Origin of the sequence: Peribacillus phoenicis, assembly GCF_047238085.1 — a bacterium.
Classification (GTDB): Bacteria; Bacillota; Bacilli; order Bacillales; family DSM-1321; genus Peribacillus.
Window position 1 is genome coordinate 2,343,194 of the sequence record NZ_JBDFMF010000001.1, and the last position, 23,037, is coordinate 2,366,230.

The 23,037-nt window shown below is 39.2% G+C and carries 21 protein-coding genes and 1 pseudogene; 4 read left to right on the forward strand and 18 right to left on the reverse strand.

Going from position 1 to position 23,037, the window contains the following annotated elements; genetic code table 11:
* Nucleotides 1-204: 204 nt before the first annotated feature.
* Nucleotides 205-1,536, reverse strand: a complete 1,332-nt coding sequence (locus ABC374_RS11525) for a (Fe-S)-binding protein (RefSeq protein WP_413017827.1) — start codon at nucleotides 1,534-1,536, stop codon at nucleotides 205-207.
* Nucleotides 1,533-2,939: an FAD-binding oxidoreductase gene (locus ABC374_RS11530; RefSeq protein ID WP_413017829.1), complete on the reverse strand. Its 1,407-nt coding sequence runs from the start codon at nucleotides 2,937-2,939 to the stop codon at nucleotides 1,533-1,535. Before ABC374_RS11530 ends, ABC374_RS11525 begins: the two co-directional genes overlap by 4 nt.
* Nucleotides 2,940-3,049: 110 nt before the next feature.
* On the opposite strand from ABC374_RS11530, the gene ABC374_RS11535 reads away from it, so the two are divergent.
* Nucleotides 3,050-3,538: a hypothetical protein gene (locus ABC374_RS11535; RefSeq protein WP_413017831.1), complete on the forward strand. Its 489-nt coding sequence runs from the start codon at nucleotides 3,050-3,052 to the stop codon at nucleotides 3,536-3,538.
* Between the two features lie 5 nt (nucleotides 3,539-3,543).
* Complete coding sequence (locus ABC374_RS11540; protein ID WP_413017833.1) at nucleotides 3,544-3,690, forward strand: hypothetical protein; 147 nt, start codon at nucleotides 3,544-3,546, stop codon at nucleotides 3,688-3,690.
* A 63-nt stretch (nucleotides 3,691-3,753) separates the two neighbouring features.
* On the opposite strand, the gene ABC374_RS11545 is transcribed toward ABC374_RS11540, so the two are convergent.
* The 10 genes and pseudogenes from ABC374_RS11545 to ABC374_RS11590 form a co-directional block, all read right to left on the reverse strand.
* Entirely contained in the window at nucleotides 3,754-4,560 is an 807-nt protein-coding gene (locus ABC374_RS11545) for an ABC transporter permease (RefSeq protein ID WP_094246734.1), read from the reverse strand.
* Entirely contained in the window at nucleotides 4,560-5,504 is a 945-nt protein-coding gene (locus ABC374_RS11550; protein WP_413017835.1) for an ABC transporter permease, read from the reverse strand. Before ABC374_RS11550 ends, ABC374_RS11545 begins: the two co-directional genes overlap by 1 nt.
* Nucleotides 5,468-6,628, reverse strand: coding sequence for an ABC transporter ATP-binding protein (locus ABC374_RS11555; RefSeq protein ID WP_413017837.1), 1,161 nt, complete (start codon nucleotides 6,626-6,628; stop codon nucleotides 5,468-5,470). Before ABC374_RS11555 ends, ABC374_RS11550 begins: the two co-directional genes overlap by 37 nt.
* Nucleotides 6,629-6,646: 18 nt before the next feature.
* Nucleotides 6,647-7,747 (reverse strand): ABC transporter substrate-binding protein, encoded by a 1,101-nt coding sequence (locus ABC374_RS11560; protein WP_350302723.1) that lies wholly within the window; start codon nucleotides 7,745-7,747, stop codon nucleotides 6,647-6,649.
* A 19-nt stretch (nucleotides 7,748-7,766) separates the two neighbouring features.
* Complete coding sequence (locus ABC374_RS11565) at nucleotides 7,767-8,774, reverse strand: TAXI family TRAP transporter solute-binding subunit (protein ID WP_413017839.1); 1,008 nt, start codon at nucleotides 8,772-8,774, stop codon at nucleotides 7,767-7,769.
* A 162-nt stretch (nucleotides 8,775-8,936) separates the two neighbouring features.
* Nucleotides 8,937-10,313, reverse strand: coding sequence for a sigma-54-dependent transcriptional regulator (locus tag ABC374_RS11570; RefSeq protein WP_413017841.1), 1,377 nt, complete (start codon nucleotides 10,311-10,313; stop codon nucleotides 8,937-8,939).
* Nucleotides 10,314-10,337: 24 nt separating this feature from the next.
* A complete protein-coding gene (locus ABC374_RS11575) occupies nucleotides 10,338-12,281 on the reverse strand; it encodes a transporter substrate-binding domain-containing protein (RefSeq protein WP_413017843.1) in 1,944 nt (647 codons plus the stop codon).
* A gap of 784 nt (nucleotides 12,282-13,065) precedes the next feature.
* Entirely contained in the window at nucleotides 13,066-13,653 is a 588-nt protein-coding gene (locus tag ABC374_RS11580) for a YdeI/OmpD-associated family protein (RefSeq protein ID WP_413017845.1), read from the reverse strand.
* 63 nt (nucleotides 13,654-13,716) lie between these two features.
* A complete protein-coding gene (locus ABC374_RS11585; protein WP_413020327.1) occupies nucleotides 13,717-14,109 on the reverse strand; it encodes an SRPBCC family protein in 393 nt (130 codons plus the stop codon).
* 93 nt (nucleotides 14,110-14,202) lie between these two features.
* Nucleotides 14,203-14,466, reverse strand: a pseudogene (locus ABC374_RS11590) (ArsR/SmtB family transcription factor); the annotation flags it as partial.
* A 238-nt stretch (nucleotides 14,467-14,704) separates the two neighbouring features.
* Here ABC374_RS11590 and ABC374_RS11595 point away from each other — a divergent pair.
* A complete protein-coding gene (locus ABC374_RS11595) occupies nucleotides 14,705-15,004 on the forward strand; it encodes a hypothetical protein (protein ID WP_413017847.1) in 300 nt (99 codons plus the stop codon).
* 518 nt (nucleotides 15,005-15,522) lie between these two features.
* Here ABC374_RS11595 and ABC374_RS11600 read toward each other — a convergent pair.
* The 6 genes from ABC374_RS11600 to nirB form a co-directional block, all read right to left on the reverse strand.
* Nucleotides 15,523-15,981, reverse strand: a complete 459-nt coding sequence (locus ABC374_RS11600; RefSeq protein WP_350302729.1) for a hypothetical protein — start codon at nucleotides 15,979-15,981, stop codon at nucleotides 15,523-15,525.
* A gap of 303 nt (nucleotides 15,982-16,284) precedes the next feature.
* Nucleotides 16,285-16,605 carry a hypothetical protein gene (locus ABC374_RS11605; protein ID WP_350302730.1) on the reverse strand — a complete coding sequence of 107 codons (321 nt, stop codon included), beginning with the start codon at nucleotides 16,603-16,605 and terminating at the stop codon, nucleotides 16,285-16,287.
* Between the two features lie 364 nt (nucleotides 16,606-16,969).
* A complete protein-coding gene (locus tag ABC374_RS11610) occupies nucleotides 16,970-17,395 on the reverse strand; it encodes an OsmC family protein (RefSeq protein ID WP_350302731.1) in 426 nt (141 codons plus the stop codon).
* Nucleotides 17,396-17,910: 515 nt separating this feature from the next.
* The gene (locus ABC374_RS11615) at nucleotides 17,911-19,527 is read right to left on the reverse strand and encodes a family 14 glycosylhydrolase (RefSeq protein ID WP_413017850.1); all 1,617 of its coding nucleotides are present in this window, start codon (nucleotides 19,525-19,527) and stop codon (nucleotides 17,911-17,913) included.
* A gap of 206 nt (nucleotides 19,528-19,733) precedes the next feature.
* The gene (gene nirD / locus ABC374_RS11620; protein ID WP_241591630.1) at nucleotides 19,734-20,051 is read right to left on the reverse strand and encodes a nitrite reductase small subunit NirD; all 318 of its coding nucleotides are present in this window, start codon (nucleotides 20,049-20,051) and stop codon (nucleotides 19,734-19,736) included.
* Nucleotides 20,052-20,068: 17 nt separating this feature from the next.
* The gene (gene nirB, locus ABC374_RS11625; protein WP_413017853.1) at nucleotides 20,069-22,483 is read right to left on the reverse strand and encodes a nitrite reductase large subunit NirB; all 2,415 of its coding nucleotides are present in this window, start codon (nucleotides 22,481-22,483) and stop codon (nucleotides 20,069-20,071) included.
* A gap of 204 nt (nucleotides 22,484-22,687) precedes the next feature.
* Between nirB and ABC374_RS11630 the strand changes: the two genes are divergently transcribed.
* The gene (locus ABC374_RS11630; RefSeq protein WP_137015855.1) at nucleotides 22,688-23,014 is read left to right on the forward strand and encodes a MerR family transcriptional regulator; all 327 of its coding nucleotides are present in this window, start codon (nucleotides 22,688-22,690) and stop codon (nucleotides 23,012-23,014) included.
* Nucleotides 23,015-23,037: the final 23 nt, after the last annotated feature.

Here is a 23,037-nt window from a genome sequence, read left to right on the forward strand (position 1 = left end):
GATAATTGAACGGTTTTTTTTATTTACGAACCGGCACCGATAATGGCATAAACTCAATCTTTTGTTCGTACATATGGCACTGCATTATTGATCTGCAAAGATTTTTCCGCCTTCATCATTAAAAACAAAAACGTCAGTATTTTGCCATAAGAGCAGGAAATACTGACGGGTAATGTCCTATGAAGTTTGAAGTATCCCTTTTTGTCAATCCAAGCCGCAAGCCTTGGCGAGTATTTCAACAAGGTGCAAACTTTTCATTTGGTTTGCCGCTCCCTCCCTTTGGATGCCAATGCTCATTTGCATTTGGCATCCAGGGTTAACCGTCACTACGGTTGTTGCTTTCGTTTCTTTTAAGTTCTTCATTTTCTCATCAAGAATTTTCATGGATTCATCAAAGTGGAGAAGATTGTAAATACCTCCAGATGCACAGCAGCGGTCAAACCCTTCCATTTCCACATAGGTAACCCCTGGTATGGATTGCAATAATAAAAGAGGTTCCTTTTGGACCTTTTGAACATTGCGTAAATGACATGAATCTTGATAAGATACGATGCCTTGCCATTCTTCAGTAAAAGGAAGCGGCCCCAATTGATGAAGAATTTGACTGATATCTTTTGATTTTTCCGAAAAGACCCTTGCCGCGCCAGCCCATTCGTGATCATCTGCCAATAGATGTCCATATTCAAGAAGTGAGGCGCCGCAGCCTCCTGCGTTATTTACAATGACATCAGCATCTGTTTGCATGAAGGCCTGGATATTCCTCTTTGCCAATGCTTTCGCTTGTTTTATTTCACCTTGATGGGAATGCAGGGCACCGCAGCAATTCTGATTTTCAGGGAGAATGACCTCACAACCCGCTAAGGTGAGCAACTCAATGGTAAGACGGTTTATTCGTGACATCATGGAATCCATGATACACCCAGCAAAAAATGCCACCTTTAATTTCGTTTCCCCTTTTGCCGGCATAATCGTACCTGTCCGGATACGTTTGGAGGAAGTCTCGATGGCTGGAAGTGCTTGTTCTAAATGTGCAAGGGCAGGGGAAACCTTTTGCAGTACATTTGATGAACGGATAAGCCTGGATAAGCCTGTTTTTTGATAGAGCTGTACTGCACTTCCAATCCTGTTCATTCGTTTTGGATATGGAAAAAGATGAACCAATGCCAGTTTTTTGATTCTTGTCATTTTGTTTTTTTGATTTGCTGACGGGGAGTTTTCAATGGCTTCTTTTGCCGCTTCCAGTATATGTCCGTATGGCACACCAACAGGACATGCTGTTTCACAAGCACGACAGCCTAAGCATAGGTCGATCGGTTCAGCTAAATCTTTTTGGAAATCTATTTTTCCTTCGGCTGCCATTTTCACTAGATTGATACGACCGCGTGGAGAGGCGGATTCCACCCCCATTGATTCATATGTAGGGCATGCCGGTAAACAGTATCCGCATTTTACGCATTGGTTTGTCCAATCATAGGCATCTGAATATAAATTTTGGACCGCAGCATTTGACTCGTTCGGTTTGGCGGGTAGATTCATGTAACCAACACGACCCTTGTCTGTCCTTTATCAGGAAAAATCTTCCCCGGATTCAGGATATTATTGGGATCCCATGCTTCTTTAATTTTTTTCATCATATTCACCCCTGTTATTCCTAATTCCATTTCCATATATGGTGACTTTAAAGTACCGATTCCATGTTCCCCCGAAAGTGTTCCGCCTAATTCGATTGCTGCTTCAAAAATTTCACTGACAGCAAGCTCCACTTTTTTCATTTCTGTAATATTTCGTTTATCGGTAATGATGTTCGGATGTAAATTGCCATCCCCTGCATGGCCAAATACAACCAAGTTCAATCCGTATTTCTCCCGGATATTGTTTAATCTCTCCATCATGGCCGGTATTTGACTGCGCGGAACGGTCGCGTCTTCAGAAATTTTTGTAGGGCCCATTTGTGTAATGGCCGGGGAAACCGATTTACGCGCACTCCAAATCGTTTGGCGCTCGTCCTCTGTCTCCGCTATCTTGACGTAGGAAGCACCCTCCGCCCTGCATATATCAGCGCATTTATTGATTTCTTCCTCAATCGCCAAAGGGTGACCATCTATTTCTATGATCAGAATCGCTTCTGCCTGAAGAGGCAAACCGGAAGGCCGATAGCTTTCAACAGCACGGATGCACGCATTATCCATCAATTCCAAGGCAGATGGTAGAATTCCTGACGATAAAATGCTGGTAATGGCATGGCCAGAGTCTATCAAATGATTGAAGTGGGCGACAAATGTTTGTTTAGATTGAGGTTTTGGTATCAAGCGGATGATTGCTTCTGTAACGATGCCCAGAGTACCTTCCGATCCCACGATCAATCGGGTCAAATCATACCCTGTTACATTTTTAACGGTCTTTCCGCCAGTACGAATGATTTCTCCGGTCGGGGTGACCACCTCCAGACCTATCACGTATTCTTTTGTCGTTCCGTATTTCAATCCCTTTGGCCCGCTGGAGTTTTCTAATAGATTCCCGCCTATTGTGGCTACATTGGAGCTGCTTGGATCCGGCGGATAGAATAAGCCGGCTTCTTCAGCCTTTTTATGAATATCTGCCGTAATCACACCTGGAGAGACAATGGCAAGCATATTTTCCCGATCAATGATCAATTTATCCCGCAAAAGGGTCATATCAAGAACCATCCCCCCTTTAACAGGTAAAGGGCCGCCGCTTAGCGAAGTTCCAGATCCTCTAGGGTAAACAGGTATTTTGTGAGTATTAGCCAATTTAACCACTTCACTGATTTCCTCCGCGTTTTTTGGCTGGATGACGATTTCGGGTAAATATTCCCCAAAAGAAGCGTCGTAGCTATAACAATACCTTTCTGCCAAATCAAGAAACATTCTGTCACCTGGAATTACCTGTCGAAGATCGACCAGGGCTTCTTTCTCCATGCTTCTCACTTCCTTTCTTAATAGAAATTGGAAAAGGTCTATCCGTATGTAATATAATGGCATTTTAAGATTCTGCTTGATATAATGATGAAAGAAAAGGAGGATTATATTTGAAAATCGCCCTGATTCATGCAACCACAACTGCACTAAAACCAATTGAAGTTGCCTTTCAGACCGTTGCACCGAACATTGAACTTCTTCATTTCATGGACACGGGTCTTCTCGCCTTGATGGAAAAGAGCGGCAAGTTAACTCCGGAAATCATCCGCCGCTTTTCTGCATTAGTGAATATAGCCTATGATTCTGATGTTTCATGCATCCAACTTACTTGCTCTGCTTTTAATGACATCACTGCAATTTTACAACCTTTATACCCTGTAAAGTTATTTCGTTCAGATGAGGCCATGCTTGATGAAGCACTTCGCTACACTAGCATCGGCCTGGTTTCAACCGTAAAAGAAACGCCGATCGCCCTTCAAAATTACTTATTAAATAAGAATCCGGACTGTATGATCGAGTCATTGGTGGATCCAGGAATCATTCATTTATTATCACAAGGAAAAAAAAGGAACATGACGATCGGGTTAAAAAGATGGTGAAACAATTGGATGGAAAGACAGAAGTGATTTTGCTTTCACAATATAGTATGGATCATATTGCAAAGCAGGTTAATCCTTCTGTCCCTGTCCTAACGGCGCCGCTATTGGCTGCCAAAAGGTGTTTGGCTCATTTGAATGGAACGTTTAAATAATTCTTTTCGTAATAAATCAGAGCTTAGCAAGAATGATCGTTTGTCACATCTTATATATCGTTTTTAACCGTTTGTATGATGCGAACCGCCAAAAACTTTCCCGACGCCTTGAATTTTTTCAAGTATGACGATCAGAAGGACTGATATGAAAATAACCACGCTTGACACGGATGCAACGATTGGATTGTAGGCATCCTGCATTTGCGAGAAAATCTCGATCGGCAGCGTTCTCATTTCCGGTGATACCATAAAGAGAGAGACCGTTACATTATCAAATGATGTCAAAAATGCGAATAATCCCCCTGAGATGGCCGCAGATCCAATTAGCGGCAGAGTCACTTTCATGAATACTGTTAGTGGATTCGCTCCTAGAATGGCAGCGGCCCGTTCGAGATTATAATCAAATCCACTTAAACCGGTCAATACGAGCCGCATGACATATGGTATGCAAATGACGATATGGGCAATTAAAAATCCTGTAGACGTACCGGCAAGCATCATTGGTGTAAAGTACATTAAGAGTGCAATCCCTAAGACTAATTGCGGCACACTTAATGGAGAAGTTAAAAGGGCCGTAATATACGATTTTCCCGGAATATCATACTTTGCGATGCCAAGGGCACCCAAAGTACCGAATATGACGGAGAAAAGGGCAGCTAATGCTGCGAACTTCGCACTGTTCAAAAATGCTTCCAAAAATTCAGGACGCTCCAAGATCTTGGCATACCATTGCAGTGAAAAGCCTTCAGCCGGAAAGCTTGGATAATTGGCACTTGTAAAAGAAGCGGGAATAACGACAATGAGCGGGATCAAGATATAGATAATGGCCAACACGGCAACGGCAATCCGCAGGCCGCCAAACGTTTTCATCATCGGAACACCTCCTTGAATTTCCCTTTTTCAAACGCTCTGGTAAAGACGGCTACCGATATGACAGTGGTTGCTAATAGAATATAAGAAAGAGCAGATCCGAATGTCCAATGCAGCAGGTTATTAATTTGATCATAAATGACGACAGGCATCACGGGCACGTTGGCTCCCCCCATTAGTGCAGGCGTAACATAAGCACTCATTGACAAACTGAATACGAGAATGCAGCCAGATACGATACCTGGGATGCTTAGCGGCAATGTAATGGAAAAGAATCTTCTGAATGGGCTTGCCCCAAGTATCGCTCCTGCCTTATCAAGAGAAGGATCGATATTATAAAGACTTGCAACGATGGATAAGATCATGAAAGGAAGATATGCGTTGGAAAGTCCAATTACTACTCCGATTTCCGAAAACAATAGTTTCAATGGTGCATCTATTATGCCAAGGGCCATCAAGGTTTGATTAATCGTTCCATTAGGCAATAGCAGGAGGTACCAGCCAAAATTACGGACAACTATACTTACCAAAAGCGGTGACACGATCAAGAGCGTGATATACCCTCTGATCCGCGCTGAACTTTTGGCCATCGTCAAGGCTACCGGATATCCAAGAAATAAAGCAACCAAGACCGAATATAAACTTATCTTCACTGTCAGCCATAAAGAAGATAAGTAATAGCTATCGGAAAATAATTGTGTATAGTTTTTTAGGCTATAAACTGCCTCCGCTCCTCCCAGATTATCTGTGGATATGAAGCTTAAATATAAAATGTATAACATCGGTATGACAAAGAAACCAAATATGAAAAGCAAAATCGGCGTTAAAAGGAGTAATCCTGGCACCCAGACTTTCCTTTTCTTGATTTTAGGTTTCTTTTGCGGCTCAATAGGATTCGTTTCCTGTTCTATTTCTTGACTAGCATAACTTCTGATGGGCTCCATCCTATCAGCACCTCACTTCCATTTTGCCATGATGAATCGAAAGCGGAAGTCAATACTTGGATACTTTTCCCCTGTAATCGAACATTGATTTCCCAAGAAGTACCAAGATAGTTAATTTGGCTGATCTTAGCACGATGGAAATCCAAAGGAGCTGTAGATTTTTCATCAAGAGAAACAATTTGCAGTTTTTCCGGTCTAATATAAAGCTTCACCTCATCACCGGTTTTCAAATCACGATCATTACCCATGATGTTATTTGCATCGACATGAGTGATATCAGGCCCTATCTTGACTGAAACTTTCCGCTTATCCACAGCAGACACATTCCCTTCAAAACAATTCGATTTCCCGATGAATTGAAAGACGAATTCTGTCTTAGGATGATTGTAAATCTCAGTCGGTGTACTGATTTGTTCAATCTTCCCTGCATTCATGACCACGACCCGATCAGACATGGAAAGAGCTTCTTCTTGATCATGAGTCACAAAAATGGTCGTTACGCCAATTTCCTTTTGTAAACGTTTTATCTCGGCCCTGAGTTCATGGCGCAGCTTTGCATCAAGGTTTGAAAGCGGCTCGTCAAGCAATAGGAGCTCCGGTTCCACTACCAGTGCCCTGGAAATCGCAACACGCTGACGCTGACCTCCAGATAATTCCCTTGGATAACGATTTTCCAATCCTGACATTTTCACTAATTCAAGAGCTTTACTTATTTTCTTTTTTTGCTCGGCTTTACCGACCTTTCGCAGTTTCAAGCCAAAACTAAGATTTTCATAGACTGTCATGTGAGGAAAAAGCGAATAAGTTTGAAAAACCATTCCTAAATCTCGCTTATAAGGCGGAACCTTCGTAACATTATTGCCCTTAATATGAACCTCGCCCCGATCTGCATCGAGGAACCCTGCAATGAGGTTCAAGGTTGTTGACTTTCCGCACCCGGAAGGCCCAAGAAGAGTGAGTAACTCTCCTTGTTTCACCTCCAAATCAATGCCATTCAGGACAACATTCGCTCCAAATTGTTTAAACGCGCCTTTTATCTCTACATCATTTTTATTTGATCCAAACCCCTGAACTGACTCCAGGTGCTGCCTATTAATTTCCACATCTTTTTTTAATACTTCCATGTGATCAACACGCTCCTTTTATTTGAGTTTTTTCCCTAATTCAGGAGTAACCTCTTTCGCCCATTTGTCTGACACCTCGGCACGGATCTCGGCAAACTTGGCGAAATCAGGTTTAAATGTTTTATCACTTGCTTTAAGGCCGATTGACTCTTCATATTTCTCTGGGATTTTCATGCCTTCCACCGTCGGATAAAATCCTTTTTCGGAAATTAATGCTTGAGCTTCTTCACTGATTACATAGTTGATGAATTCAAGGGCTTCTTTGCTATTTGGCGTATTTTTCACTAGACCAGCGCTGAAAGCTTGAAGCGGCACGCCTTCTTTAGGCACGGCCATCTTGATCGGAATACCTGAAACGGCTAGTTCACCTATGGAATAACTTCCCATGACCGTTACGTCAGCAGCTCCTTGCTGGATCGCTGGCATCATTTGCGTTGAGTTTTTATAAAATGTATTGGAATACGCTGCAAGATCTTTAGCCTTTTCTAGACCTGGCTCCATGTCTTCTGTACTGCCGCCGTTTGAAATCGCCAGACCATTAAGGGTATTGAAGCCCCAATCATTCGTAATATCTGAAAATGCCGTTTTACCCTCGTACTCAGGAGAGACAAGATCATTCCATGATTCAATTGATTTTAACCCTTTCTTTTTAAAGGTTTCCGTATTATAAGCAGGTGCAATGACTAAACCGAATGCTGGCGCGGCCGCCTTTTCAACCGGAATGAAACGTGAATCCACTAATTTCATATTGGGAACATTGGACTCATCAATTGGAACGATCAGTTCCTTCTCCTTAGCGCGAATTACATCAACCGGTACAAAAAGGGCAACATCTATTTGCGGAGCGTTTTTCTGTAATTCCACTTTGGATAAGATTTCACCTGATAAACCGGAAATATAATTGACAGTGATTCCCGTTTCTTCTTTGAACTTTGGTGCAATCACATCTCGGATGGCACTTTCAATGACACCGCCATTACCTGCTATTGTTATTTTCTTCTCTCCTTTTTCCCCTGTACTTGTTTGTACGGATTCCCCCGGCTTTTGCGGAGTGGGATTACCACACCCCGCAAGAGCGATCAATACTATTATCGATAAAATACACATCAGTTTTTTCATAGTCATTGCCTCCCGTTTTTCATTGATTTTCAATCATTCCTTGTTCGGTAAAATAATTCATGGCCCCTGAATGGAAATCCAGTGGAACTTGTTTGGTTGCTTCCTCTATTGAAATATCAGAAGCCGCCGGATGTGTATGCTGCAGTTCAGGGAGATGTTCATATAATGTTTTCACAAGATTGTATGCATGAGGGTCAGACATTTCCTTGTAGGTTACCAAGACATTTTTAATTGAAATCGTTTGGACATTTTTTTTCATTCCCCTGTATGTATCTCTGGGAATTTCATCATGAGTATAAACTTCATATTGTTTCTGAAGACGTTCAATGATGTCTCCCGGTATTGGAATGAAAGATAGTTCCATCTGCCTGGATATGAAAGCGATTTCATTATTCGGAATTCCCGAAGAAAAGAAAGCTGCATCAATGGTACCATTTCTTAATGCTTCTGCAGATTGAGAAAAAGAAAGATAGGATAAATTCAATTGATCAGTCGGTAAATCAGATTCTAACAGTATCCGCTCTGCAATAAGCCTTGTACCGCTTCCTGCCGTTCCCACACTAATGCGTTTACCAACTAAATCATCTAAGGAATCCAAATCATTTTGTTTAGTTGTAACAATTTGAACATAATTGGAATATAGGGCCGTTAAAGCTCTTAACTTGGATTTATCCGTCTCAGGCAAATCCAGTACATCCACTGTGGTAAAGCCAATTTCTGCCCGATGGCGGCTAACCAATTCAGTATTTTCGATGGAAGCATCGGTTACCTGGGTTCCTGACACAGCTCCATTATATTTTTCATACATATTTGATAATCTTTGTCCTAATGAAAAATAAACACCTGTCATATCACCGGTTCCAATGATTAGCATCCTATTATTTAAATCCTGTCCTTCAGAGGTTAGTTGACTCTGAATCAAGGTAGAAGCAGGTTTAGATATTTCCTGCTGCTCATTCATAAAAGAACATCCTGTCATGAAACAAAATAACAAAGCGACTTTTATAAAGAGTGCTCCATTCTTCATCGTGGCCCTCCTTTCTTAATGAATTTAGATGCAAATAGCATGCCAAGTCGATTTTCTGCTTTAATACGCAAATCCTGCCGATTTCTTGGATGTTATCCAAGTATAAATCGGCAATTTTTTCCGGTTACCCAGAAAAAATTGCCGGTTAACACAATAATCCTGTTATTCTCCATTTGAAATGAGCTTGATTTTATCACGAAGGCTTCTTTCAGAAATTTTTAAGATTTGAGCTGTTTTTTGCCGATGGTTTTTACAGTATTGAAGAGTGGCCGTTATGACCTTTTCTTCTATCTCTTTCATGGAAATGCCGATGGGAATCCTGAAACTGTTAAAATCGTCGTCATTGCCATCCGGCTGGAGAATGAACTTTTGTTCTTGTACATATTGCGGCAAGTCGGTTTCTTCCATTCTTTTCGAGTTTGATAGGGCAATAGCATATTCTATAATGTTACCAAGCTCACGGACATTCCCAGGGTAATGATAATCCAGTAAAATCCGACGTGCGGTTGCCGAGAACATCTTTTCTTCACGATTCATATCCTTAGCGTGTTTTTTTATAAAATAATCCATAAGGATCGGTAAATCTTCTTTTCTATCTCTTAAAGGCGGCATCAAGATGGGAATGACATTTAGCCTGAAAAACAAATCCTCCCTAAATTCCCCTTCCATCACCATTTGTTCCAGGTTTTTATTGGCTGCACTTATAATACGGACGTCCAATGAGATTTTTGTATTGGATCCCAGAGGCGTCACTTCCCGTTCCTGCAATACCCTTAATAATTTGGCTTGAAGTGGAAGGGGCATTTCACTAATCTCATCCAGAAAAAGGATGCCTCCATTAGCAGCAACGAATTTCCCTTCCTTCCTCTGAGTTGCACCGGAAAATGCTCCCTTCTCGTAACCGAACAATTCAGATTCCAGCAGCATCTCAGGAATTGCTGCACAATTGACAATCTGAATGGGATTGTTTTTCCTTCTTCCCAGCGTATGGATGTTTCGGGCTACAAGCTCCTTTCCAGTACCACTCTCACCCGTGATAAGAACACTGGAATCAATATCTTTCACTCTTTCGATCATTGAGAAAATACGCTGCATCGCCTTGCTGTTACCAAGGAAGTTACCAAATCCCTTTTGAATCTCTAATTCTTCATGTAATGTCTCCAATTGATTGGACATCTGTTTGAATTCGGCTGCCCTCATCAAGAGCAAAGAAAGCTCTTCTATATTAATTGGCTTTTCAATATAGTAGTAGGCGCCTTTTTTTATGGCCTCGATGGAAGTTTCAATGGAAGAATAGGCAGTCATCATGATGACTGTCACGTTAGGTGATATTTGTTTGATTTTCTGTAGGACATCAAGTCCACTTTTATTCCCTATTCTCAAATCAAGTAATACAATATCAAAGTGCTGATTCTCGATCTTCCGAAGACCCTCATCGGGGTCAGTAGTTGTTACGACTTGATAGGAATCTTCCAATGCAAAACTAAGAGCGGTGCAAATAGCAGGTTCATCATCAATCACCAATACATGCATTTTCATATTATTCCTCCTCTTTCCAGGCTTCTATTCGATATATAAAGGTAGTAAAATGGTGAATTTCGTTCCTGAATTAGGATAACTTTTCACATGGATATCTCCGTAATTCTCTTTAATTAGCCTATACGATAACGTAAGTCCCAAACCGACTCCCTTTTCTTTATTTGTGAAAAAAGGTTCGAAAATATGGTTCAGTTCCTCCTGTTTCATCCCTTTTCCTGTATCGGATATGGTAATCCGCCCTGTCTTTTCGTTCTCTTTATCAATGGTGATATTAATGGTCTTTTCCTTTGTTTCTTCAACGGCATGAATCGAATTCAACACCAAGTTAAGAAGTACTTGTTGAATTTGTTGTAAATCTATATAAAAAATAAGGTCCTCCTCAATCGTCTGCTCGAAATTTATTTGGTTTTTTTCCATTGTCACCTTATGAAAAGCAAGTAATGATAAAAGTTCATAAGCGTGGCAATTAGTAATATTGGGCGGACGCGGACGTGCATATTCAATTAAATCGGTAACAATTGCATTCAAACGATTAACTTCAGTAGGCAAGTGTTCCATTAGAACTTGTCGGAATTGAGGATTATCATATTTACTCGGAAGTAAATCAATGAATGTTTTTATCGATGTCAAAGGATTCCTTATTTCATGTGCGACACCTGCAACTAGTTGACCAAGAGCGTGCAGCTTTTCTTGTGTGACCAATTTTTTCTCCAATGTTTTCTTTTCCGTCTCATCACTCATGGAAAGCAAGTATCCGGTTTGCATATCTTCAGAATTGAACATCTTATGCATCGAATATGAAATCATCTTCTGTTCATTTCCCTCATTAAGTACCAAGATCCGAAAAGAACCCGTACGATTATTCTCATTTTGTTCTTGATGTAAAGCTTCGAAATTCTTCATTAATTGCGAATGATTCATAAAATTCAGAATCATTTCCTTGGAAATGTTGAGAATGTCCGATGCCTTTGCATTGCAGCTGGTAATCATGAAATTGAGATCGAATGCAATGATTCCATTATTGATATTGTTTAAGATTTGATCTTTGAATGCTTCAGCGTTAGCGATGTTTTGCCGTTGTTTCTCTAAATCCTTATTTAATAAATGTAATTTTAACGTCTGGTTATGAACGGATTTTTTTAGCTTTTGATTCCATATGTAAATGATTAAAAGGATAAGGGCTACCGCAGTTAAGCTGATAATCAACCAGAATATGAATTGCTCCAGCCTGGCAATTTTTTGATTGGATTGTGGCATGACCCATTTATCGATTATCCCATTGATATTTCGGTTTGCTTTAAGTTCTGTGAGTGTATTGTCCATCATGAAAAGAAGCGATTGATTCCCTTTTTTTACTGCAATCGTATAATCCGCGGGTTCAATGACTTCATCGAGAATGATGTAATTCTTTTCTTGGCGGAACTTTTTCAAATAGAAATCTGCAGTCCATTTGTTTCCGATGAATACATCTGCACGGTTGTTCAATAATGTTAAAATACCCGAGTATTGATTCGAAACGGTCGTTAAATTTGTATTCCTCATATTGAGAAATGTACTGATTACTGGAGTGTTATGGTCAAGGACAACATGTGAATCACGTAAATCAGTTAACGTATGAATATCCTGTTTCCTATTACTAGGAATGATTATTGATTGGGACATTGTAAAATAGGATTGAGTGAAATCAAGTTGGTTATCTTTTTCGGTATTATAGGTACTTCCAACAATTGCATCGATTGTTCCGTTACTTAAGGCTTTTTCGGCATCTTCCATCCTCATCGGAATATATTTGAAATCTACACCATTATATTTTGCTATTTCCTCCATTAAATCAATATTGATGCCTGTCAGCTCACCAGCTTCATTTTCATATGAAAATGGTGGAAGAGCACTTTCTCCAGCAATTATAAAAGTCTTTTGGTCAGCAAAAACAGCGGGAGACCAAAGCGATTGAACAAAAACTATCAAGCAAAATATACTTAGTTTAAACAGCTGCTTTTTAATTAAAAGCCCTCCTTCTGTGTCAAAATCCTTGCAGTCAGTAATCCTCGGCTAAAAACATCATGATTATATACTTCTCCAATTAAGACTTGAACCCTTTAAAATGGAAAGAATTCTTGACACAATCTAACAATTATCTACAAAAAGGTATGTGATTCTGTCTTACCAAATAAATATAACCCCAGCAACCTGTGAAGGGTTTTAAGATTAGAAATAGGTTTCTTATTTTAAATAGTAAGAAGATCCAGTTTGTTTTTTTAATAAATCCAGTTGATTTCAGAAATCCGCTTCCTTTCCACTACCTGTCTGCTGAACCTCCTCGACGCAAGCGTCTGTGGGGTCTCAGCTAGCCAGTTGAGCAGGGATGTCGCATATTTCTTCAATCTAATGAGGGTTTCATTCTAAAAACATTAAGGATAAACAAGTCTTTCTATAAAATCATGGTTTGTTTTCAGAACTTACGGAACATACAGATACATTGGCCAAATTTATGTTAAAGTATTTTCAATTTCAATGCTTTTTAACATTTGCCGTAACGCTCCAAGATGATGAGCCGAGTGGGCAATGGTCGCATTGACATTTGTCGGCCATTTTCCTATATAGAAATTTCAAAAAAAGCCCAATTTCTCAGTATTAAAATTGAGAAATTGGGCTTTTTGTTACTCGATAAAAGCACCCTATAATGGAATAACACTTTATTTTTATTAGGTAGTTTTGTTGAAGATCATTACTTTTTTTCTTATCGAATATACTAATCCTTTAATCCCTTTCCATTGAGAATATTCTGCATGCATTTTTCAACTCTTGACTCTCGAGTTTTGGATTGTTTTGGTTGAGAAAAATGAAGAATGTATGCTCTTTGCCGTCCCGGGGTCAATGCTTCAAATGCAGTTTTCAAGGCAGGGATTTCATCGAATTTGTTTTGAAGCTCTTCAGGAATTATGAATTCTGTCTTTTTAAAATCCACTTCCAAACCGGCTTTTTCAACTTCAATGGCTTCATGAATATAGGCTTTCAGAATGGATTCCGTTGCAACTATTTCTTGAAGATTGGTGAACCGAATCTGGCGCGCCCCCTGTACATTCTCCGTTTGTTGGATTAGAATCCCATGGGTATCCTTTAACAAGGCACCTTTGTGAAACAGAAGCGCACAATATTCTTTAAATCCATGTATTAAAACGATGTTTTTTTTCTCAAACGTATAACAAGGATGCATCCACTTAAATTCTTCGGTCAGCTCACAGTCAAGAACGATATTTCTCAGCGTCTCATATTCTTCCTTCCACTTTGTAGCTTTACTTAAAAATTCATCAACCTTAGGATTCATACTATTTGTCATCACGGAACACTCCTCTTTCCGAGCAGTTTGCTTTTCTTATACGTTAGCTAAAAACTAAAAAACTTACATTTCCTCTAACAATTTATTAAGATCTTCGCCCATTTTCGCCCAACCATATTTCGCACCATTGAACGCTTGATCTTCTTTTTCAAATCCTGATTGTTCAAGATGTAAATAGGTTGTTCCATCCTCGTGCTTTAATGTCCATGTGACTGTAGTATTTATCCCGCCACCTACCCAAGTGTAAGATAACCTATAAGGCTCCTCAACTTCAAGAACTTCGGAATCGATAACTAAATTCCACTGTTCATTCCGGAACTGAAATTTATGTCCGACGACAGGTTTAATATCATTAGCCATTACCCACTTCGCAAGAGTATTTGCATCCGTTAAGGAGTGCCATACCTTCTCGATTGGGCTCTTAAAATTAAATTCTTGTGATACTGTTAAATTCATCTTTTGTTCCTCCTCTAATATTTGGTTTAAAAGTAGCATTCTTTCACTCCAGAATTTCCTGTAAAACGATACCCAATCCTCAATTTCCCTCAACGGGGCAGCATTCAGCCGATAACGCGTTTCCCTGCCGACCTTTCTGCTGATTACGAGACGAGCCTCTTTAAGGATTGCCAAATGCTTCGAAACCGCAGTTCGACCCATTTCAAAATGAACGGTCAACTCATTGAGTGGCAATTCTTCCACGTCCGCCAACAAACGTAGCAATTTACGTCTTGTTGGGTCAGCGATGGCCACATAAATATCACGCTCTTGATTTTGATTTTGCTCGTTCAAAATCACCCCCCCTTTATTGGACACCAATTAGTGTCTTTTATTATATGACACCAATTGGTGTCCTGTCAATTTTATTATTGACATCAAGGTATTTGTTTTATTCGCCTATCATCAAGTATATAGGTTCCATCTTTAATAGTTGTTGAATAGAATAGGCTTCAAACTTATTAAATCCTTTTACAACTAAATTTCCCTGTTTGATAAACTACATTTCTTCACAAACTATCGCTTTTACATAAATGACCAGCTAATAGCCGCTTTGTTGCAAAAGATCACAAACGAAAACGGGCATCCTAAAAAATTTCGTGATCTTGGAATTGAACAGCGATATATCCTCATTGATAAGCAAAGTGGAAAGAATTTAACCGGTCCTCAATATCAGGCAATGCTCTTAATCATTTGCGAAGGCGGAGATTTATTATTACTTGATTCACTAGCAGAGGATAGAGATTTTGCTGGTATCATTCGAGAATGGAAGTATATTACCCGAGATCCGAACGCAGATATTGTGGTACTAGAAAATGAGACACTTTTGATAGGAAGAAATCCAGAGGGTGGGTGATAGCGGCAAATTAATGGAGGACCAAATTTTAACTCTGCTTTTATATGTTGCTGAGTAGGAACGTATAAAAATTAGCAACGACAGGCTTAAGGAATTGAAGTGGCAAAAGTAAAGACGTGAGATTGGGAAGAGGTGAGATTGGGAAGAGGTAAGTCTGAAATTAATAGACTTCATTCAAAAGGAATCAACGATCAGATTTTACAAACCCACAAATAAAAAGATCCAAGATTTTGCATCATATAAAATAGTGAAAAAATGAAGGATAATCAAGTTGTTTTAAAAATGAGGTAAAAATCCCCCTCGATAAAATCATGAGAGGGGTTGGGGATGAGTCCACTCCATTAGGTCGAGAAACTCACTGAAAAGCACCTGTTTTTTTTCATTTAAAAAACATTCAAGTTAATTGGAGAAGGTATACGAGACTCCTGTGGGGAGAGCGCGTACAGGGAGACCCTTTACGCGCAGGCGGAGTGCCCTCGGAAAGCGAGTGCCATACGTTCCAATCATTTTACAAACCCTCAATATGTTTCAAGGCTTTTTATCATTTGCCGTAACGCTCCAAGATGATAAGCCGAGTGGGCAATGGTCGCATTTACATTTGTAAGCCATTTTCCTAAATCGATTGTATCGATTTCTGCGAAAAGAGATACATATTCTTTATGTAATTCCTCTCTGATTTCAGCCCATTTCACCTCATCAACAGTAGCAATGGTCCAGCTTGCTTCCCAATCTTTTTCAAAGTCTGTGCCACTGATCATTGTTCGGATCACCCATAAATAATACCGTATGTGGTCTGAGTGAGCCGCAATTGTCGATCCGTTTATGAAATGTGAAGCATCTTCTGCGGTTAAATCATCAAGAGTACCAAAAATCCCTGTATTCGGTTTTGATTCAGTATAATAGCTCCCTTCATTTCCCGGTCCTTCAAACGTTTCTTTCAAAAGCATTTTTATGGAACTTGCCAACGTCTCGCTCATCTCAAATCCCCCCAATTAATTTAATCGACTTCATTACTTTATAATACAATAAGACAAACCATTAATCCTTTTTATTTTGTTAAATTAATCCAAAAATATCGCAAGTTTAAAGAATTACTCACTAAACTGGCATAAGGTAAGGGCTTCCTTTAACAGTTAACAACCTTATATGGTATTGACGCTGCTCTTAACATTGTAAATAAAATAAAAACACCTTAAAAAGGCCATTCCTTAAATAAACAGGAACGGCCTTAATTATTTATTTAAAAAGTTTAAAAAGTATAGAATGCTAAAACTAAAGTTTTAGTAGCTTTTCAAACGCTCTTCCAGGGACACAATTCTAAACTTTAACTCTTGATTCGAGTCTAAGCCCCCTATTACAATTTGATTATCTTCCGTAATGGTGACATATCTGAAGGTTTCTTCTCCGTGAATCTTGATTTTTGTCTCCAATGTCGTTTCCATTTTTGCAAAAACTTGATCTGTGTATGTAAGCGGAAGAAGATCATCTAAACCTTCTTCGGGGCTGCCGAGCCACTTAAACATGAAATCTTTCAATGAATATTGTTCAATCATCGATAAATGATCTTTAAAAATTAATTTGTCAATTGTTATCTCTTTCAACTTAACCACTCCTCAATAGTATCTAAAGTTTATATGGATAAACTCCTAACATCAAGGGCATTACAATGACAAACCATTACATTTTGATTACTTGCTTACTAAATAAACCCTTACCTTCCGTAAAATGGAGTTCTGTAACCTTGAAAACAGATTTTAGGTTTTATTTTTTCTTAAGAATACCCTTGGATTAACATGAGAGGGATTATTTTCTGTGATTTGCACGTTTTGGTATAGGTGATTATCCATGAACCGAGGATGTTCATTTCAGTCAAAACAGCCCCATTTACATAGGAAAATGGAGGCTGTTTTTCTTATATGGATGTAAAACAACTTTCTGTTAAATGATAGTCCCTTAAATTACACATTATAATTCTTTTTTTCCTTTAACACCATTTATTGAATAGCTGATTTTGATGTCGGCATTTAATGAGTGATATACTGAACAGTACGTATTTTTGGATAATTGAATCGCACGGACCACTTTATCTTCAGGCAGATCACCCTCCAAAAAATAGTGAATATGAAAATCGGTAAACCGTTTAGGGTGATTTTCAGATCGTGCCCCTTCTATTTCTATTTGAAAAGCCTTTGTTTCAAATCGCATTTTTTTTAATATCATTACAATATCAATACCTGTGCACCCAGCAAGAGAATGTAAAAGTAACTCCGTGGGTCTGGCTCCGCTATTTTTTCCTCCTACTTCTTCGGCAGCATCCATCTTAATTTCATGTCCCGACGGAGTTGTGCCAGAAAAGGCCATTTCCCCTGTCCATGTAATCATTGTCTTCATATATTTCAATTCCTCCCTTTCTTGATGTTTTGTTCTAAAAAAAGTCCGTATTTCTATTTAATGTAAATGCAGATCATTTAAGTATTAAAAAAATATTTCCGCAATGGGGTCAGAAGGCAAATATACAGTGCACTTAACTTCTGGATTTTTTTGATGACTTTCCATAGCTTATATTCTTCCCACAAGTCCTGCTTAGTTAGTCATACTGTAAAATTTGAACGTTGATTACCTCTTCAGGCTTTAAAACATGATCTCAGAAATCCGCTCCCTTTCCACTGACTGTATGCCAAGCCACATCAAAGCAAGCGTCTGTGTGGTCTCGGCTAGCCTGTTATTCGGCAGGAGTGTCGCAAATTTCTTAAATCTATTCAGGGTTTCATGCATATAAAGAAGTAAAAAAACCAGAAGAATATTAAGTTTACCTTTAGAAACATGGTTGTGAGAGCATTCCGAACCTCCTTTTGTCGACAAAATGGTTTCTATCTAAAATTTTAATCTTAGCCCTATATATCCATCTACCATGAAGTTTTATAGTTTCCTTCTCCATTCAAAGGAGTTTTATAACTATTATTTTCCCCATCTTGCCAAATTTTATTGCCATTTTCATCTTTCAGGACGAACTTGAATTCATAAAATCGATCTGCAGCTAAACGAAATGTTCCACTCCAGTTGCCTTCTGTGCTTTGAGTAAGTTTATATTCATAATCCTCAGGATTCCACCTGCCGATTTCCCCTCTATCCCCAATTAAGTAAACTCCCTGTGTGGCAGGTACATTTTCAACTGTGAATGTAACTGGAATCGACTTGCCTTCCAATTTATCAGCCATCATCCTGAATTCATTTGTTGGATTTCCTTCATCGTCGAATAAATAAGACATCCTTAGCAAGGTAAATCCCTCAAAACCATGGTTAAAAACCATTTCTGCTATATTGTCAAAGCCCGCTTCATTGTTGATCAGCGGGAGTGCATTTTCCCCGTTTAATGAAATTCCTTTTTCATTAGCCAAAGAGGCAATATGGGTCACCAACGTCTTAGGAGCGCTATAGGATGGGGCAGTATGTGCGTCTTGATCTCCCATTTCCAAACAGGTGAATGTGAGGGCCATATTCGATTTCTTAAATTGATTCAGTAATTGGGAGTAGTTATAATACCCGGCACTATACTCTGCAGAATGCGGCAGTACTGGATCATTCATTTTCCAATGGACTCCTGAGATTTTAGCTCCAATTGGAACGCCAAAGACTTCATCGAAATGTTTATGGGCAAATTTAGAGATTTTTGCAAGATGCTTTTCGAGTGCTCCTTGATACCACTGCATAAAGTCGTATCCAAATTGAGTGTCGATTGCTCCGCCCCTGGTGAAAAATTCATCCCCATTTCCTGGCGGCTGAATCTCATTCCAGTTTTTATACGTTTTGCCCCAAGCAGCATTTAATTTTTTTATCGTTGAATATTTTTCTCTCATGGTAAGTCTGAAATCACGTTTCGCTCCTTCTGTATAAGCTTGGAGCTGTCCTCTTTCAGGATAATCCCAGCCATCAGCATTTTGATAGGAGGGATATCTTAGTTCCCCAGCTGGTCCTGCACTTAAATATATTTTAGCTATTAAATCCTTCTTATCAGCAAAGTTCTTTGCAAAGGATTTATACAATTCGTTGTATTGATCGGCTGTACCTTCCCACCAAGGAGCAAGTACTTCCTTATTCCAGAAACCACTTTCACTCTTGAATGCCATGTTTTCTAGTGTGTCTTTATTCCAGAGCCAACTCGGGATGGGATAGTTGCAATCATCCCCCACATTACCGCCGCATTGGTGCGTAGACAAAATGGGCACCCATTTTAAACCGGAAGCTTTCACGGTTTCCGCATATTTTTTATAATAGGACCAATCAAACTGATTATCTTTTTTACTCTCGACCAATCCCCACCAGATATCTGTCGTAATTGCATATACTCCATTTTCCTTCAACTGGGTCAGCTCTGCTTTAAATGCCTCCCAATCTGTTATTTCACCCAATGGGGCCATCACATAAAGCTTGTAATCTGGTTGTACTTCTGCTATTACAGGTGTATTTGATAAAGGAACAAAATACAGCATAAAGGTAAAAACGCCAACAGATAATTTGTTCATGAAACGCCAACCTTTCCCCTATAACTTTATTTGTTTAAATTTCGGTTCATCACCGAAACCGCTTATATTTTTTTATTTTTTAGTCATTCCTTTACTAGAATTATATTTGTTATGGAAATATTTATCAATTATTTCATCGGAGGAATGTAGTTCAAAAATCGACAAAGTAAAAATGGATAGTCTAAGAGACTATCCAGAGCAGCTGGTTATAAAACTATATAAACATTATCATCTTCTATTTCAACATGGAATGTCTTTACACAACCATTATCAGGTTTTTGGACTTCTCCATTCTTGACACTGATTTTCCAGTCATGCATCGGGCAAAATACGTGATCACCACTCACAATGCCTTCCACCAGAACCCCACCTTTGTGTGGGCAACGATTTTCAATAGCCCGGAATTCACCATTTGCTAAATGAAAAAGAGCAATTTCATGAGAGCCTATGGTTACTGTTTTCCCTAGGTTTTTTGGCATCTCATTTACTGTTGAAACCTTTATCTTTTGAAGCGTTTTCCCCATTCAGGCTTCCCCCTTATTCATTTATTTGATATAGCTGGAATTTTCACTTTTTGAAATAAACCGGTTTGGATCGCATTGCTCTCAATGATTTCTTTCCACGGTTCTTGTAATACTGATAAGGCCTCATCCAAGTGTTGATTAAGCTCCATTCTTTTTTGCTTATCACCAATAATCGCCTTAATGGTATCGAACCCTACACGCTCAACCCAGACAGATGTTCTTTCTAAATAATTGGCAGTCTCTCGATAATGTTGGATGTATGCACCCGTAATTTCAATTACCTCATCACTTGTTTTCACTTTGCATAATAATTCAGCAGCTCTTAAATGGGTTCCGCCGTTGCCGCCAATATAAATTTCCCATGCACCGTCCACTCCGACAACACCAAGATCTTTGATGCCGGATTCAGCACAATTACGAGGACATGCCGACACAGCCATCTTAACCTTATGCGGAGTGCCTACACGTTCAAATTTCTTCTCCAGGGCAATGCCCAGCCCAATTGAATCTTGGGTGCCAAAGCGGCAAAAGTTTTCACCGACGCATGTTTTCACAGTTCGAAGGGTTTTTCCATAAGCATATCCAGAAGGCATATCCAGGTCAGCCCATACTTTTGGAAGGTCTTCTTTTTCAACGCCGAACATATCTATTCTTTGCCCGCCTGTAACCTTAAGTAACTTAACATTATACTTATCGGCAACATTTGCTATTTTCCGTAATTGATCAGGATTAGTGACGCCGCCATACATTCTTGGCACAACGGAAAATGTACCATCCTTTTGAATATTTGCATGTAGTCTTTCATTGACATAGCGGGATTCTTTTTCATCTTCATAGTCAACAGGATGGATCATGCCTAAGTAATAGTTCAGTGCCGGTTTACACTTCGAGCAACCATCACTTGTATTCCAGCCAAGAACATTCATGACTTCTCGAGTATGGGTCAGATTTTTTTCGCGTATTTCAGAAACAACCTCATCTCTGGATAATGTGGTGCACGTGCATATGGATTCCTTCTGGTTTGACTTACTGAATTCAGCGCCTAATGTCAGCTCTAGAATATCACCGACTAATGGCTTACACCCTCCGCATGATCTCGAAGCACTTGTGCAGCCTTTTACTTCCTCAATACTTGTTAACCCATTAGATTCGATAGCCGTCACAATATCGCCCTTGGTTACACCATTACAACCACAGATGATTTCTTCATTTGACATCGAAGTGACAAGGCTAACACTGGGTTCACTTGTTCCAGCATTTAAATACTCCGAAACGTCGGCATTTTTATTGATCATGCTCAATAGGTTATTGCTTTCCTTTGTATCCCCGAATAATACGGCACCAGAAATTTTCCCATTTCGAATCATTACTTTTTTGTAAGTGCCATTCCATTCATTAAATTCCTTGATTGATTTAGCTTGTTCATCCTCGAAAATTTCTCCAGCCGAAAATACATCAACACCAGATATTTTTAACTTAGTGGACAGCACTGAACCCTCGTAAGCTTTGTCTATCAACCCGCAAATCCTTTTGGCCAATACTTTGCCCTGTTCATATAGGGGAGCAACCAAACCATATACCATTTCACGGTGTTCCGCACATTCACCAACCGCAAAAATATTCGGGATTCTTGTCTCCATATAATCGTTCACGATAATTCCTCGATTGACAGGGATGCCGCAATTTTGGGCCATTGCAACATTTGGCTTAATCCCAACTGCCATGACCACTAAATCGGCGCTGATTTCCTCGCCATCACTAAAGCGTAATCCTTTGACATCAAATTCACCTAAAACCTCCTGGGTCTGTTTCCCAAGATAAAAATTCATTCCCTGACTTTCAAGTTCCCTTTGCAGCATTTTTCCTGCTGTTGGATCTAACTGCCTATCCATCAAATATTCAGAAAGGTGAATTACATCTACCTTCATACCTAGATTCAAAAGCCCCCTTGCTGCTTCAAGACCCAGCAATCCTCCACCAATGACTGCAGCCTTTTTATTGTTTTTGGAATATTCGATCATTTTTTCACAATCTTCAATATTTCGAAAGGCAGTCACTCCTTTTTTATCAGCCCCCTTTATCGGTAGAATGAATGGGATTGATCCGGTAGCTAAAATTAATCGATCATATGCGACTTCACGATTTGCATCTGAATATATGATTTGCTTAGTGGTGTCGATGTTCGTGACTGTTTCACCTGAAAAAAGTGTAATATTGTTTTCTTTGTACCAATTCCAATCATTTATTGTAATATCATCTATCGTCGTAGCCCCTTGCAATACATTCGATAGTTGGATTCGATCATAATTCGGATGCGGCTCACTTCCGAAGACAGTCACCTCAAACTTTTCCGGTTGAATTTTCAAAATTTCTTCTATACATCTTACTCCAGCCATACCATTCCCAATGAGTGCCAATTTCTGCTTAGCCATGTTTTGTCCTCCAATAAGATTTTTTTGAAAGGATGATATGATTGATTATAGGTGACGTCACTTTTTAATGCCATAAATGTGTTATAAAATCTTACATAGTTTTTTAAAATTAATAATTAATGTTAGTTTTTATTACAAATATTCAGAAAATTAGGATATAATATCCTTATTGATTCAGCATAAATCCAAAATGAGGTGATTTTCATCGTCCAGCAAAAAGAATCTTATTTAGACAGAAAAGTAATTTCCATAGGGGTTGTCAGAGAATTAACCGGACTATCCGATAGACAAATCCGGTACTATGAAGAAAGAAAACTCGTTTTCCCCGAAAGATCTAAGGGGGGGAACCGTAAATACTCTTTTTCCGACGTCAAGGCATTAGTGGAAATTGCCGATAAAATAGAGGATGGAGTGCAAACCAATGAAATTAGGCAGGAAAAATTAAAAGAAAACAGAAAAATTGAGCAGGAAAAAATGCGAAAAAAAATGCTGCAGGGCCAATTAAATGCACACTTCGGATTACGTAATTGATTTTCGCTAAGCAACCGCAATTA

Excerpts from the sequence above, each read along its gene's own strand:
- ABC374_RS11525 (WP_413017827.1), bottom strand. The coding sequence starts at position 1,536 with ATGAATCTACCCGCCAAACCGAACGAGTCAAATGCTGCGGTCCAAAAT.
- ABC374_RS11530 (WP_413017829.1), bottom strand. The coding sequence starts at position 2,939 with ATGGAGAAAGAAGCCCTGGTCGATCTTCGACAGGTAATTCCAGGTGAC.
- ABC374_RS11545 (WP_094246734.1), bottom strand. The coding sequence starts at position 4,560 with ATGAAAACGTTTGGCGGCCTGCGGATTGCCGTTGCCGTGTTGGCCATT.
- ABC374_RS11550 (WP_413017835.1), bottom strand. The coding sequence starts at position 5,504 with ATGGAGCCCATCAGAAGTTATGCTAGTCAAGAAATAGAACAGGAAACG.
- ABC374_RS11555 (WP_413017837.1), bottom strand. The coding sequence starts at position 6,628 with ATGGAAGTATTAAAAAAAGATGTGGAAATTAATAGGCAGCACCTGGAG.
- ABC374_RS11560 (WP_350302723.1), bottom strand. The coding sequence starts at position 7,747 with ATGAAAAAACTGATGTGTATTTTATCGATAATAGTATTGATCGCTCTT.
- ABC374_RS11565 (WP_413017839.1), bottom strand. The coding sequence starts at position 8,774 with ATGAAGAATGGAGCACTCTTTATAAAAGTCGCTTTGTTATTTTGTTTC.
- ABC374_RS11570 (WP_413017841.1), bottom strand. The coding sequence starts at position 10,313 with ATGAAAATGCATGTATTGGTGATTGATGATGAACCTGCTATTTGCACC.
- ABC374_RS11580 (WP_413017845.1), bottom strand. The coding sequence starts at position 13,653 with ATGACAAATAGTATGAATCCTAAGGTTGATGAATTTTTAAGTAAAGCT.
- ABC374_RS11585 (WP_413020327.1), bottom strand. The coding sequence starts at position 14,109 with ATGAATTTAACAGTATCACAAGAATTTAATTTTAAGAGCCCAATCGAG.
- ABC374_RS11600 (WP_350302729.1), bottom strand. The coding sequence starts at position 15,981 with ATGAGCGAGACGTTGGCAAGTTCCATAAAAATGCTTTTGAAAGAAACG.
- ABC374_RS11610 (WP_350302731.1), bottom strand. The coding sequence starts at position 17,395 with ATGAAGACAATGATTACATGGACAGGGGAAATGGCCTTTTCTGGCACA.
- ABC374_RS11615 (WP_413017850.1), bottom strand. The coding sequence starts at position 19,527 with ATGAACAAATTATCTGTTGGCGTTTTTACCTTTATGCTGTATTTTGTT.
- nirD (WP_241591630.1), bottom strand. The coding sequence starts at position 20,051 with ATGGGGAAAACGCTTCAAAAGATAAAGGTTTCAACAGTAAATGAGATG.
- nirB (WP_413017853.1), bottom strand. The coding sequence starts at position 22,483 with ATGGCTAAGCAGAAATTGGCACTCATTGGGAATGGTATGGCTGGAGTA.